Below are 12852 nucleotides of genomic sequence, written 5' to 3' on the forward strand. Positions count from 1 at the left end.
TAGGCCACTCGCTTTGCGATGCGGCTTTGTTAACGTGCTTACTTAATCATCAATTTTGACTTGAGCATATCTTCCCTCTTTCAATGTTGCACCGCCAGTTGCGCAAGTGAAGTATGAGAGTGACTATAAGTGGGGCTTCGTTGCATAGTTTAATTGATGTCTTATTTATCGATGTTTCCACTCATTAAAAATAAGGCGCTTCTCAACTAAAATTCAATTTCCCTTTTATAAACGATCCGTATCACCCCAACTCCTTTGATTGTGGCATAACAGTTTTAATTAATTGAAAAGCATGAATAGGTTAGTTTACAAACTATTTTTTCTGTTGATACAGAAAACCACGGTTTACCCGTGGATGAATGAACTATCCAAAATCACAAAACTGTCGCTTTAAAGACTAAAAAGGCGTTTAAAAGGGAGGTTATGGGAGGAACCTAGAAGTTCATTAACCCATTTTTCAGTATCTTAAGGTTATGTTCGAAAATCTGAACATCGAAATTATCGCTATGCTCTATACCGTAGCAGCTGAGTAGGAGTGGAGGTATACTAGATGGATAGAGAATCAAACTTATTAGAGATAATCCCGCCCAAAATGGATCAATATTATCTTGCAATAGCCCGTGCTTGGATATATTAGTAATGACTTTCTTATATACACTTATAAGTAACTGTAATTCTTCTTCCAAGAATTTTCGCCAAAGCGAGTTATCTACCAATTTTGTAGCAAGAAAAATAAATTTAATATCATGATAATTTCTTTTTAACATAATAGTAAGTGAGGTGATGGTTTTTTCTGTTTCTATTTTGTTAAATTGATCGTGAATACGCAAAATCTCATAGTAAAGCCTTCCAGTAGCATCCGTTATGATATATTCAAATAGGCCTTGCTTACTTCCAAAATAATACTTAACCAGCGAACTGCTTACTTTGGCTTTGTTGGATATCATTCTTATAGATATCTTATCGTAAGGGAGTGTAGAAAGAAGAATTCTTGCACTATTGGCCAATTCAAATTTAACATCTATACTATTTTTAAAAGGTCTACCAACTTTGGTTTTTTTATTTGTAGATAGCATTATAAATATCCTAAAGCATTAAATTATAAATGTGCAAATATATTTTTATGGGATATTACTAATTGTTTAAATTTAGTTTTAATCCCAGCTGACTTTGATTTATATATTAATCAAAAGCTATAGTTTCGATCAATTTTAATATTTTGATAAATGAATTCCATATTGGAATGCATAGACTAGCTAGAGTTAGGATCATGACGCTAATCTATAGAACTCTCGCTCAATGAATGTTCCAATTACTTTTGTCTTGGATCGACTCTGATTTTGAAAAGCTTATTATCTCTCGAACCAGTCGTTTCTACAGAGCTCTTAGTATTAAGTTTTTACTGAGTGTACCTTTTACCAAACATATGTTTGGTAAAAGGTACGTGGGATGAGTACACTCGAAGGTCATATTTGCAGAAAAAATTGATGGTGGAAGGAGATAACAAACAGAGTAGGCTTTTGAGGATTTCTGCATTCCGTATTCTCGAATGCATGAGTTAAAATGCGTCTACACGCTAAAATTGTCGATTGCCGACTTGATAACTTCCATAAATTGTCTCGCAAACTCATCAACGAAAACCAAGTTGTTGTGTCGAATCGTTAGCTGTGAAGAACATGATCCGAAATCTAGAACTAGAAAAGCACATCTCTGATGCGATGTTGGGGCGAGTTTGTTCGCCAACTCCACTATAAAGCAGAATGGGCGGGACGTACTATTGCTGAAGTTGAACAGCGGTTTCCAAGCTCTAAACGTTGTAGCTGTTGTGGTTCAGTGAGTGAATCAATGCCGACGAATATCCGTGATTGGGTGTGTGCTGAATGTAAGACACACCATGACTGAAATATTAACGTAGTAATAAATATAAAAACTGTCGGGCTGACGGGGTTAGCTTAAGGAGCGACTGGATCGAGGATTGGAGAAATTCAGTCTAGTGAAGGCGTGATGAACTAAGAATCCTCTTCATTTATGGGGAGGAGTATGTCAGTTTCCAACGAGTAGATACTGCTCATAGACTTCACATACAAGCTCTATATTTGGTATTTCGAATCGGATGAGGTTACTTGTCTCTGCTGGTGTTTTTAGAGTGCGCACGACGGTGTAGTATCCCACTTTCAAAATACGTCCAGCATCGCGTAATTCTGCACTAATCAGCCCGATATTAACCGGTTTTCTTTTATGCTTGGTTTCTAGGCTTTATAGGTATAATCGAGTTGGAATGTGCTTTACAACCGAAGCAATGAAAATGTTGGTGTCCGGTAGAGTTCGTTCCATACTTTCTCACAGGTTTAGTTTGACCAAAAAATTGGCACTTCGATGGCGGTCAGTCCGCTTCTCAAATATGGAATGATAACTTATATCAAAGAGTTGATGTAATGGCCGAGAATTTTGGCAGAGACGAATAGTTAGGCTATGAGAACTCAAGTAGATATCAGTATTCAGAACGGAAGATTTTATTTTTATTTAGTATAAAATAACGGTTATTGATTATTTATTTAATTTAAAAAGTATATGATTAAATTCTCAAAACTTGCTTTTTTTATTTTCATTTATATAATTTCACCAATATCCTATTCAAAATCTATATATAAAGGTGATACGGGTCAGTATTGCTATTATTACGGTAAAGTCTATAGCCTTGGCAGCATTATACGAGTGTCAGGGAAAGCATTAGAATGCTCCAAAAAATTAACGACTAACAACAAATACCCTACTAATCTTAATTCAAGTTACGGTGGACCCTTTTATACATCGGGGCATTATTATACATATGAATGGGTTGAGAACAAATAAAGCCTTTGTGTTTATTTTAACCAAACTTTAAGAAAAATCTATGAAAAATAAAAACAGTGACTTAGTAATTATTATGGTAACTATATTTGGGTTTACATCTGGTATTCTTGGAATAATACTTAGCGGATTATCAAGTGTATATGATGTAAATCATCATATATCGACCCTTGAGATAGGTCGAATTCTTTTGTTTTTTTGGCTAAACGTAACACTTTGTGTTGCATCTTATGGCCTGTGGAACTACAAACAATGGGGGTATAGGTTAACAATATTAATGTACTCAGTATTTGTTTTTTATAGTTTGATAGCTTTATATTTAGAAATGAGCAACAGAATACTTCCCTATTGTAATAAAGAATATTTCTTTTTTATGGCGCTGTCATTGATTGTAATTCGGTTCTTGCTACAAAAAGATGTTCGAGACAACTTTAAGAAAATAACCTTGCTGAACCTATGATGAGGCTCATTTTAAGGTCATGACTCAGAACGGTTGAAATGTGCTAACATAGCCTGCTGATTTCTCTTTACTTTTAACTCATGGCTACCATCCAAGTTCAATGTCGCTTCTGCAATAAAACTGAACCCGTCCGTAAACATGGAAAGGGACATTCAGGCTTTCCTCGCTTCAGATGTATCGAGTGTAGAAAGAGCTTTCAAATCGATTATGTCTATGAAGCTCGTAAAGAAAAAATTGTAGAAATGGCAATGAATAGCTCTGGCGTTAGGGAAACAGCCAGAGTCTTGAATGTGGCCTACAACACTGTATTGAGCACTTTAAAAAACTCTCGCCAAGGCAAGTAACCTCGATACCTTTCGATAGAGCAAACATCAGTCTAATCTGTGAAGTCGATGAGCAATGGTCTTTCGTAGGTAATAAGAAACACTGTCGTTGGCTTTGGTATGCATGGGAGCCGCGCTACAAACGTGTCATTGCTCACGCATTTGGTAAACGTAATACGGATGAGTTGAGGTCGTTACTCGCTTTACTAAAGCCGTTCGACATCCGCTTCTTTTTTACTGATGACTTCAGTGTCTACACGAAAGAGTTACCAAGGGCAAAGCACGTTGTAGGTAAAAGGTTCACTCAACGAATTGAGCGAACCAATCTGACATTACGTTCAAGATTGAAACGACTCGTGCGTAAAACGATCGGTTTTTCAAAATCAGAAGAGATGCATGACAAGGTTATAGGGACGTTTATCGAGCGGGAGTTCTATTGGTGATTCAACCGATTTGAGTCACGACCTGATCTTTAGATATCGACTGACTGTAATGTATATCGCCACGTAACTGTCAGACTAGGTCAATATGATTAAGAGAACTTAGCAAGAAATTCAAAGAAAACAGGAATCGTGTGCATCGGATTTTTCAAGGTATGAATGATATGAAATTTTAATGTGTAGTGGTTAACAGGATGCTTGTACTACAACTAAATATAGAGAAGACCTTGCATTGTTATTATGATTTGAATCGAGGATCACCGTATACAGATGACACAATTCATTTGTGTGCATATTTTGTACCGCCCTTCTCTTAAGCGAATGATTTTTTATTTATTTATCTCCCACCCATAGCGGTAAGGTAGCATGAATCAACATACAAAACCTAATAATTCACTATTCAATAATTTTTTTAGACTACTTGGTTTAAGTAGCGTTGGAATTTTTGTCTTTTTCATCCCGATAACGATTAATAACAAGCAAAGTATCCCATTAGATCACATTGTAAGTTGGATTAAACATGGGTTGGGAGAAGGCGCTTCATGGTATGCATTATTCATGATCATCGCTGGCGCTGTGCATCCAATTGTTACGGGACGTTGGCGAAGTAACCGAACAGAAAAAGTATTTCTTTTCTTAAAATGGTTTGGTGTTGTTGCTGCAGTTCTAGCGATAACAAAGTCTGGCCCAGATCTATTGCAATCCCCGGATATGCTCCCATTTCTATTTAAAAAACTCGTAATATCAGTTGGCTTAATTGTCCCCATCGGATCTGTATTCCTTGTATTTTTGGTGAGTTATGGGCTTTTGGAGACGGTGGGGGTTGTTCTACAAAGGTTTATGCAACCCATCTGGCGGACGCCTGGTCGCTCAGCAATAGATGCGGTCGCTTCGTTTGTTGGTAGTTACTCTATTGGCTTACTCATTACAAATCGGGTATACCTCTCTGGACACTACTCGCCGCGAGAAGCGGCCATCATTGCAACTGGTTTTTCAACTGTCTCAGCGACGTTCATGATAATCGTTGCTAAAACACTTAACTTGATGGAGTTTTGGAATATATATTTTTGGGTCACACTCATAATTACCTTCGTAATAACAGCAATTACTGCGCGTTTACCTCCTCTTTCCAAAATCAATAACGAAGCGGAATATAGCGAAGAAGTCATTGCAAATGGTAGCCGAATAAAAACCGCAGTATCTAGAGGAATTGAAGCTGCTGAGAGGGCTTCTACGGTTAGAGTGAACATATTAGACAGTCTAAAAGATGGTTTAATTATGACTATCAGCATCTTACCAACAATCATGTCTGTCGGAATCATCGGACTACTTGCAGCGAAGTTCACCCCAGTTTTCGATTGGATAGGCTATTTATTCTACCCAATAACTTGGGTATGGGGCGTAGAACATAGTATGGAGTTAGCGCGCTCTAGTGCTGCAGGATTAGCTGAAATGTTTTTACCAGCTCTATTGATGAAAGACACGGACATAGTTTCAAGATTTGTTTCGGGTGTTGTCTGTGTATCGTCTATTCTCTTTTTCTCTGCATCAATACCTTGCATTTTATCAACGAAAATACCTTTAAATATAAGTCAACTTGTACTTGTCTGGTTTATTCGGACTTTCTTAAGTTTGACACTCGCTATCCCAATAGCATTATTACTTTTTAAATAAGGCTTTATTTTATTCTGTTGATACAGAGCGGCATGTGATTCCCCGTGGATGAATCAACGCTCCAAAATTACTATCTTTAACCGGAATAATTTTGAGTAATACCTTACTGTTATAACAGTAAGGACCACAGGAATGTACGTCGGCTCTATAGGTATATCATCCCGTATATTTTTTTGACTAATATAACTTATATTTAGTATAGTGCATGACCAAATATTATTATATATTATTTTGTAGTATGAGTAGACTTAGTATAATGACTATTAATGGTTTAATCATTAAGAACTTTCTGAATGTATATGAACTAAAAAGCATAACTGAAGCAGCTAAAGTATCTGGTTTAAGTCAATCTAATGTCACCAAACAACTACAAAATCTTGAATCAAAGTTAGGTGTCACGTTATTTGATAGACATACGAGAAACTTGGTACCAACGCAAGCAGGTGACTGCCTTTATGTGAAATTAGAGGAAATTTATAGTGACTTTTTGTCTTTAGAGGTTTTAACTAAAACGATTCAAGAAGGAAGATTTGGAAAGCTCAATATTGGGATTGGTAAGGTAGTGTCCCCCTTAATTAGCGAAGCCATTTGTTTAATTGAACCTGAACAGGAAGATATTAAGATCAATATCTTCTCTGATACGTTTTTTAACTTAAATAAAAAGTTACTGCAAGGTGATATTGACTTATTCATTTCTCCTTCAAATCTAAGCTCGAATATACCTGAACTTGATCTATTAGTTAAAATCCCATTTTTAAGTATAGAAACTGCTTGTGTATTTAATCCTTCGATGGGGTATAAATCAGATATTACAGATTATAAATGGGCATTCCCTCAATTTGATACTCATCATATTGCCTCGCGACTAAATCATCCTTTAGTTCAAAATTTCTACTTTAAAGTTAAAGAAAAAGGAAATATTGCTTTTCAAGTGGACAGCAATGATGTTAGAGTAAAAGTTGCTGAATCTGGCCAAGCAGCTACCCTTGTTCCCTATTTTCTAGTAGAAGAAAAAATCAAGCAAGGTAAATTAGAACGAATGAGTTCAGATATGGATTTATTTGACTTTTCTATATATTACTTAGCTAGTCGACCAATAAGTGAAAACATACAACATATAATAAAAATATTAAAAGAAAGGTTGATAAAAGATTTTAATTTCGTTGAAATGGTTGGTAAATAGATTTAAGATTTATTGCAACTATTATTTTTCTGAAAATATATATTAGCTTCAACTGAGTAGTGAAAGTTCAGAAAATTTTCTAATTGTGATTTAGAGCTAACGTTAAACTTTCTTTTTAATTCAGAAATAGCAGACTCGACGGTTCTAATTGATCGAGCTGTTACTTGTGATATAACTTTTGATTCCATTCCTAAAGAGATAAGTTTCATATAATCTAACTGCTTTTGGGTTATTTTATATCTTTTACGCAATAATTCAAACGGAGAAAATGCGCTATTATTTTTAGTGTTTTTTTTCTCTCCTATGATTAAATCAGATTTGTATCGCACTTCAATGCCTTCTTGGTCAGTAATTTTATATAAATAAATACATAGACTATGTAGAGTATTGTAATAGTAATTTATGTCCCAATGTTTTTTTTCTTTTAGTAAGAAGTAAAATGTATCCTTGTATTTTCCAAGATCAAAATCTAGAGCAAGGCATGATAAATTGTAGTTTGTTTTTAGTTTTTTCTTATAAAAATCATTTATTTTGTTGTTATGACAAGATGTTAAGTTATATAAGGGATTTACTGAGTCAAAATTTAGTGTTTTTTTGCTTTCAAAGAATCCATTTTTATAAGTTTCAAATAATAAATCTGGCTTAAGAGATGAAAAAAAAATTCCATTTTTATTACTTATTCGAGAAAAGCTTAAGTTAACAATTTCCACTTCAGGTATGATTGAGCCAATATTATGTTGAGTTAAGAAAGGGAGATTTTTATTATCAACAAGATATTGGTCTAGATTTAGAATCTTTAATTCATTTTCATTGGTTGATTTTTCGTATTTTGCTTCTTTGTACATAGCACACTCTAAAAAATATAGTTTAATTATTTTAAAAAACAACACTTACTAACTTACTAACTTACTAACTTACTAACTTACTAACTTACTAAATAGTTTAACTTACTTTAATTGAACCAAATAAATTTTATAGATATCTAAATTTAACTTGTTATGACTATTTGGGTGAAAAAATATTAATAATTTACTCAAAACTCGTCAACGTAAAAATTGTGATAAATTTATTCTAAAATAGGAATAATCCTCAGATAATCTTATAAAATATCTTTAATGTATAGGACTTATATTTACTTAAAGTATTACAATATTGAATGAATAAATATTAGGTATCAATATTTCGGATATAAAATGTACCTGTGTCCTCATTCTACCTCTAGTACCATGGCTATTTATTAGTTCCGCTATCATTTTTTCGAATATTGTAGTTCCTTATCGCTGCTGAAAATAATCTCCCCTAACTGAGATAGCTCAGTGAAGCACTCGCAGTAAGGCGCAGAAGAAGAATCGAACTGCTGAAAGTAGTGAGCTCTTGTAGTAAAAGAAACAGACCAAACCACCCTGAGTTATTAGCAGTAGATACCGGATTTTAGCCCTTTCTGAACAAAAAAGTTTCTGACATCGTCGAAAAATTAAGTTTTGTGCCGCTCAATGGAATATCGTAATTTAAACAGTTACATGAGATGGCCTGATCAAACTGATATTCTATCTGTAGTATCTATATTTTTTCTTGTTAAAAATTTGCGCTTAGCAAAAATATCATAAACACTTCGCCCTATTTTTGGTCGTGTATACCAGAGAGCCTCATCGCTGTCTGAGAACAAATCGAGTTACGATGTTGAGTACCAACGAAGTCCACATCAAACACCACAGGGCGGTTATTGAATATTCCGATATTGTCTTGCTTATAATCCCCCATAACAAAGGGTTCCGGTATTAAGTCTTTTTTGTTTAATATTCTGAATGTTTCACTATCACAAGGCTTTGCCTCAGGCATTTCAAGGATCAGTCCCTTCTGTCCCTTCGGCATTATTCCTACCGCTCTAGCCTTAAATTCAGCTTCTTTATTACACGGCAGTATGTTTATGTAGGTCGCACATCTATTGGCTAATGTATTGTTATTGTTCAAATAGTGCATTTTGAATTGATTTGAATATTTTTGGTTAAATATTTTGTAAACTTTTCCCTCAAGAAAATAGGCTGTACCCATATCTCCATGCTTTGCTCTCTCATAATTGGGTCATGACTCAGAACGGTTGAAATGTGCTAACATAGCCTGCTGATTTCTCTTTACTTTTAACTCATGGCTACCATCCAAGTTCAATGTCGCTTCTGCAATAAAACTGAACCCGTCCGTAAACATGGAAAGGGACATTCAGGCTTTCCTCGCTTCAGATGTATCGAGTGTAGAAAGAGCTTTCAAATCGATTATGTCTATGAAGCTCGTAAAGAAAAAATTGTAGAAATGGCAATGAATAGCTCTGGCGTTAGGGAAACAGCCAGAGTCTTGAATGTGGCCTACAACACTGTATTGAGCACTTTAAAAAACTCTCGCCAAGGCAAGTAACCTCGATACCTTTCGATAGAGCAAACATCAGTCTAATCTGTGAAGTCGATGAGCAATGTTCTTTCGTAGGTAATAAGAAACACCGTCGTTGGCTTTGGTATGCATGGGAGCTGCGCTACAAACGTGTCATTGCTCACGCATTTGGTAAACGTAATACGGATGCGTTGAGGTCGTTACTCGCTTTACTAAAGCCGTTCGACATCCGCTTCTTTTTTACTGATGACTTCAGTGTCTACACGAAAGAGTTACCAAGGGCAAAGCACGTTGTAGGTAAAAGGTTCACTCAACGAATTGAGCGAACCAATCTGACATTACGTTCAAGATTGAAACGACTCGTGCGTAAAACGATCGGTTTTTCAAAATCAGAAGAGATGCATGACAAGGTTATAGGGACGTTTATCGAGCGGGAGTTCTATTGGTGATTCAACCGATTTGAGTCACGACCATGTCGTTCTAATCCTTTGTCGGTACTCCTAATATCATGGTTGCATTATTGTCGACGAAAAATAAATTTTCTTTCAATTCGTGGCTTAAATTATAATAATCAACCAAAGGTCTAGTTAAGCCAGCGCCATTCGGGAAAGTATGAAACGGAGCAGATCACCCAACTTGAACTGATCAAACGACTCATCCAGCACTTCCCAAAAAAAGGTTTGCGTACGACCCGCTACTTTTGTTTATTGGCCAATCGTGTCGTCGGCGAAACCCTTTCCAAAGTCCGCGACGTTCTTAGAATGGAGTCTAACACCGAACTCACACTACCCCTTCGGTATGGCCAAAGATAAAGAGCTTTTAAAAGGTCGCCCCCTTTGAATGCATTCTGTGTGACTACCGACTGCGCGCCACTCGACATGACTACATATGCTGAAGGCTAAGCCTCGCTCTGAGCAAACCTTTTACAAAGCCTTCACCTCATATACACTGAGTAAGAAAGTTTATTAGAAATAATCTGGTGTTTCGCATCGGGACAAAACAATGTAGTTGCTCGGGAGAGCTACCTTGGCTGCCTTTCCTTTTCTAAATGTATGAAATATGCATAAAGTATGCATTTAGCTTAAACCAATTGGCCGAATACTGATGGCTCCTACCAACCACAATTCTTTTCAATGTAGGAAATCGCAACAAAGAGCCTCTAATGCTCAGTAGTCAATGTCGCCCAACAGTTTATCTAGCTCAGAAAGTTTCTGATCATAGTTCTCCAGCTGCTTTCTTGAGTCGATTCGTTTGTCTAACGCCACTCTAATTTTTTCTGCCCTTTCAACATGACCAATACCATTATACAAACCAATCAATTCCTTCATTTCGTCGTCCGATAATTTTGCCTCTTTATTCGTCAATCTGCTGCTTTCAATCTCCAATATTCTTTTCTTCATTGCAGTTAGCGAATTCAGCTCCTGAAGCTCTTGGTCTTGTTGGGAGGCCGCCGCCTCCTCTTTGGAGGCTTGGTGGTTTATAGCGTTCTCGTTGTTACTTAAGATAGAGCCCTTCATTGGCTCTAGAGGGCTAACCTGTGCAGCACTAATATCAGTCATGTCCAACATCGGTAACGGCTTTTCAAGAAGACTCTCTATTGGCTTATCTTTATTAATCCACTGAAAGTCAAAAGAGACTTGGGAGATAACCCTGCCTTTTCGTATGAGGGTAAACCCCAAAAACTTTTCATTTTTAGCAAAAAGGATTTCTTGACTGACTATAGGATGAGAGCTGAGGTATTCAACCGCTTTATGTACCCCGTTATTAATGAAGTAGTTGGAGTCCATATGGCATTTCTTGCCTTTATTAACGTTGCCATTCCGATCGATAACGCCCAAGTAATATCTTAATTTATCCAAGGAAATAGGGTTAAGTTTTCCTGTGGCTTTGAAACGAGAGAAAAACTCGTAAAGCCTTTTAGCCATCTCATTTTTTATCGCGATAAAGGAATGAGTATTGATCAGTGAAAAACCTTTGCTGTACTCGATGAACTGACTTTTCAATTCGTCATTCGGAACCAGTATTAATTTCCTATCTTTGTACTCACACCGTTTGAAAAAGTTGTAGTAGACGAATTCTTCATTGGTATTGGCAGTTTTTGCTTCGAAGCCAATCACATGGGAAACGAGTCTTTTCGCAACAGGCTTGATTTGAGATACCACACTAGTTCGTTTGTTCAAATTAAGCCATTCACTTAACTCACTCGAAGAGAAAGTATATCTAGGCGTACTGTCATCCCAATCATCTGGCTGCATGTGAGCCATCATCAAACCGAAAAGATCTTGTTCCCTTGCAGAAAGTCCCTGAGCTGAAAAAACTAGATCATGTGTCTTTTTGATGTGCCTTGGAAGCTTCGCCATATGTATCAATCTCTGTTCAAAATTTTATCGCTCTGTACCGCATTACAAATAGGTACTAACCGCATTCTAGATACGTATTTACCGCATTTCAAGTTGGACTCATTAGCTATGTAGCTCTAGATCAACCTTTTGATCGCATTTTAGATTAGGAATAGAAATTGGACCGCATTATAAATAGGTATAGAAAATTAAGAATATCAGCGACTGCCGGCAGTAAACAAACAATAAGAAAGAGTATCCATAGGCACAGAACCGATAGAAAATTCCTATCTAAGAGCTTGTAAAGGTTATAGATAAAACGGCGAAGTGATTTAATCACTCTTTACCGTTAAAGTCACGCCAATCAACGGCACGAATACGTAAGGTATCACAATGTCAGTAAAACCCTGCGTAGACTAAAGACTGGGGTGGCAAATAAGGCTTGAAATGCGATTGCACGGGTTAGGTATTACACTTCCTCTATCAAACCCAGTATTTGACGGCTAATCTAGAACTCAAATGCGGTTAAGCTAGTATTTCTGAAGAATTACCGCATTTGATTTAGGTAACTACCCTGAATAATCGCATCTGAAATAGGCAATAACGCCCAAACCTAGAACTCAAATGCGGTAGAATTGGTATCTAACGACAGTGACCGCATTTAGTTTAGGTAATACCTCTAAATAATCGCATCTAAAATAGGTATTAAGTCCCAAACCTAAAACTCAAATGCGGTTGAATCGCTATCCTGCGACAGTGACCGCATTTAACTTAGGTAATACTTCGAAGTAATCGCATCTAAAATAGGTATTAAGTCCCAAACCTAAAATTCAAGTGCGGTTGAACTGGTATCTAACGGCAATTACCGCATTTGATTTAGGTAATACCTCTAGATAATCGCATCTGAAATAGGTAATAAGACCCAAAGCTAGAGATCAAATGCGATTGAACTGGTATCTAACGATAGTTACCGCATTTAGTTTAGGTAATACCTCTAGATAATCGCATCTGAAATAGGTAATAAGACCCAAAGCTAGAGATCAAATGCGGTAGAATCAGTATCTAACGACAGTTACCGCATTTAGTTTAGGTAATACCTCTAAATAATCGCATCTGAAATAGGTAATAAGCCCCAAACCTAGAGCTCAAATGCGGTAGAATCAGTATCTAACGACAGTTACCGCATTTAGTTTAGGTAATA

General features: G+C 36.4%; 14 protein-coding genes and 1 pseudogene. 8 read left to right on the forward strand and 7 right to left on the reverse strand.

Annotated elements, in window-relative coordinates; translation table 11 throughout:
* Nucleotides 1-434: 434 nt before the first annotated feature.
* A complete protein-coding gene (locus tag ACM2FC_RS21205) occupies nucleotides 435-1076 on the reverse strand; it encodes a TetR/AcrR family transcriptional regulator (RefSeq protein ID WP_498483049.1) in 642 nt (213 codons plus the stop codon).
* Between the two features lie 323 nt (nucleotides 1077-1399).
* Nucleotides 1400-1555, reverse strand: coding sequence for an IS1 family transposase (locus tag ACM2FC_RS21210; RefSeq protein WP_498483050.1), 156 nt, complete (start codon nucleotides 1553-1555; stop codon nucleotides 1400-1402).
* A 158-nt stretch (nucleotides 1556-1713) separates the two neighbouring features.
* On the opposite strand from ACM2FC_RS21210, the gene ACM2FC_RS21215 reads away from it, so the two are divergent.
* From ACM2FC_RS21215 to ACM2FC_RS21225, 3 genes are all read left to right on the forward strand, one after another.
* A complete protein-coding gene (locus ACM2FC_RS21215) occupies nucleotides 1714-1902 on the forward strand; it encodes a zinc ribbon domain-containing protein (RefSeq protein WP_498483051.1) in 189 nt (62 codons plus the stop codon).
* A 669-nt stretch (nucleotides 1903-2571) separates the two neighbouring features.
* Complete coding sequence (locus ACM2FC_RS21220) at nucleotides 2572-2853, forward strand: DUF1496 domain-containing protein (RefSeq protein WP_498483052.1); 282 nt, start codon at nucleotides 2572-2574, stop codon at nucleotides 2851-2853.
* 40 nt (nucleotides 2854-2893) lie between these two features.
* Nucleotides 2894-3310 (forward strand): hypothetical protein, encoded by a 417-nt coding sequence (locus ACM2FC_RS21225; RefSeq protein ID WP_498483053.1) that lies wholly within the window; start codon nucleotides 2894-2896, stop codon nucleotides 3308-3310.
* Nucleotides 3311-3327: 17 nt separating this feature from the next.
* Here ACM2FC_RS21225 and ACM2FC_RS21230 read toward each other — a convergent pair whose 3' ends face one another.
* Nucleotides 3328-3462 (reverse strand): hypothetical protein, encoded by a 135-nt coding sequence (locus ACM2FC_RS21230; RefSeq protein ID WP_498483062.1) that lies wholly within the window; start codon nucleotides 3460-3462, stop codon nucleotides 3328-3330.
* Here ACM2FC_RS21230 and ACM2FC_RS21235 point away from each other — a divergent pair.
* The 3 genes from ACM2FC_RS21235 to ACM2FC_RS21245 all read left to right on the forward strand — a co-directional run bounded on the left by ACM2FC_RS21235 (nucleotide 3400) and on the right by ACM2FC_RS21245 (nucleotide 6930).
* Nucleotides 3400-4076, forward strand: a protein-coding gene (locus tag ACM2FC_RS21235; RefSeq protein WP_498483059.1) for an IS1 family transposase whose coding sequence is annotated in 2 segments (ribosomal slippage) — nucleotides 3400-3628 and nucleotides 3628-4076 — 678 coding nt in all. Because the reading frame shifts where the segments join, the coding sequence is not laid out codon by codon here. The genes ACM2FC_RS21230 and ACM2FC_RS21235 overlap by 63 nt on opposite strands.
* A gap of 363 nt (nucleotides 4077-4439) precedes the next feature.
* The gene (locus tag ACM2FC_RS21240; protein ID WP_498483054.1) at nucleotides 4440-5747 is read left to right on the forward strand and encodes a YjiH family protein; all 1308 of its coding nucleotides are present in this window, start codon (nucleotides 4440-4442) and stop codon (nucleotides 5745-5747) included.
* A 256-nt stretch (nucleotides 5748-6003) separates the two neighbouring features.
* Nucleotides 6004-6930: a LysR family transcriptional regulator gene (locus tag ACM2FC_RS21245; RefSeq protein WP_498483055.1), complete on the forward strand. Its 927-nt coding sequence runs from the start codon at nucleotides 6004-6006 to the stop codon at nucleotides 6928-6930.
* A 2-nt stretch (nucleotides 6931-6932) separates the two neighbouring features.
* Here ACM2FC_RS21245 and ACM2FC_RS21250 read toward each other — a convergent pair whose 3' ends face one another.
* From ACM2FC_RS21250 to ACM2FC_RS21260, 3 genes are all read right to left on the reverse strand, one after another.
* On the reverse strand, nucleotides 6933-7775 hold the full coding sequence (locus ACM2FC_RS21250) for a helix-turn-helix transcriptional regulator (protein ID WP_498483056.1): 843 nt from the start codon (nucleotides 7773-7775) through the stop codon (nucleotides 6933-6935).
* 772 nt (nucleotides 7776-8547) lie between these two features.
* Nucleotides 8548-8802 (reverse strand): hypothetical protein, encoded by a 255-nt coding sequence (locus ACM2FC_RS21255; protein ID WP_498483057.1) that lies wholly within the window; start codon nucleotides 8800-8802, stop codon nucleotides 8548-8550.
* Between the two features lie 210 nt (nucleotides 8803-9012).
* On the reverse strand, nucleotides 9013-9147 hold the full coding sequence (locus tag ACM2FC_RS21260) for a hypothetical protein (protein WP_498483062.1): 135 nt from the start codon (nucleotides 9145-9147) through the stop codon (nucleotides 9013-9015).
* Here ACM2FC_RS21260 and ACM2FC_RS21265 point away from each other — a divergent pair.
* Both ACM2FC_RS21265 and ACM2FC_RS21270 read left to right on the forward strand, forming a co-directional pair.
* Nucleotides 9085-9761, forward strand: a protein-coding gene (locus ACM2FC_RS21265) for an IS1 family transposase (protein WP_498483060.1) whose coding sequence is annotated in 2 segments (ribosomal slippage) — nucleotides 9085-9313 and nucleotides 9313-9761 — 678 coding nt in all. Because the reading frame shifts where the segments join, the coding sequence is not laid out codon by codon here. The genes ACM2FC_RS21260 and ACM2FC_RS21265 overlap by 63 nt on opposite strands.
* Nucleotides 9762-9920: 159 nt before the next feature.
* A pseudogene (locus ACM2FC_RS21270) lies at nucleotides 9921-10124 on the forward strand (transposase); the annotation flags it as partial.
* 354 nt (nucleotides 10125-10478) lie between these two features.
* Here the strand turns inward: ACM2FC_RS21270 and ACM2FC_RS21275 are convergent.
* Nucleotides 10479-11672 carry a replication initiation protein gene (locus ACM2FC_RS21275; RefSeq protein WP_498483058.1) on the reverse strand — a complete coding sequence of 398 codons (1194 nt, stop codon included), beginning with the start codon at nucleotides 11670-11672 and terminating at the stop codon, nucleotides 10479-10481.
* Nucleotides 11673-12852 lie beyond the last annotated feature (1180 nt).

Source organism: Vibrio sp. A37, from assembly GCF_059777565.1.

Coding starts and splice junctions, on each gene's coding strand:
- ACM2FC_RS21255 (WP_498483057.1), bottom strand. CDS start 8,802: ATGCCGAAGGGACAGAAGGGACTGATCCTTGAAATGCCTGAGGCAAAG.
- ACM2FC_RS21230 (WP_498483062.1), bottom strand. CDS start 3,462: ATGTCCCTTTCCATGTTTACGGACGGGTTCAGTTTTATTGCAGAAGCG.
- ACM2FC_RS21215 (WP_498483051.1), top strand. CDS start 1,714: ATGCGATGTTGGGGCGAGTTTGTTCGCCAACTCCACTATAAAGCAGAA.
- ACM2FC_RS21250 (WP_498483056.1), bottom strand. CDS start 7,775: ATGTACAAAGAAGCAAAATACGAAAAATCAACCAATGAAAATGAATTA.
- ACM2FC_RS21225 (WP_498483053.1), top strand. CDS start 2,894: ATGAAAAATAAAAACAGTGACTTAGTAATTATTATGGTAACTATATTT.
- ACM2FC_RS21245 (WP_498483055.1), top strand. CDS start 6,004: ATGACTATTAATGGTTTAATCATTAAGAACTTTCTGAATGTATATGAA.
- ACM2FC_RS21220 (WP_498483052.1), top strand. CDS start 2,572: ATGATTAAATTCTCAAAACTTGCTTTTTTTATTTTCATTTATATAATT.
- ACM2FC_RS21275 (WP_498483058.1), bottom strand. CDS start 11,672: ATGGCGAAGCTTCCAAGGCACATCAAAAAGACACATGATCTAGTTTTT.
- ACM2FC_RS21240 (WP_498483054.1), top strand. CDS start 4,440: ATGAATCAACATACAAAACCTAATAATTCACTATTCAATAATTTTTTT.
- ACM2FC_RS21260 (WP_498483062.1), bottom strand. CDS start 9,147: ATGTCCCTTTCCATGTTTACGGACGGGTTCAGTTTTATTGCAGAAGCG.
- ACM2FC_RS21210 (WP_498483050.1), bottom strand. CDS start 1,555: ATGCATTCGAGAATACGGAATGCAGAAATCCTCAAAAGCCTACTCTGT.
- ACM2FC_RS21205 (WP_498483049.1), bottom strand. CDS start 1,076: ATGCTATCTACAAATAAAAAAACCAAAGTTGGTAGACCTTTTAAAAAT.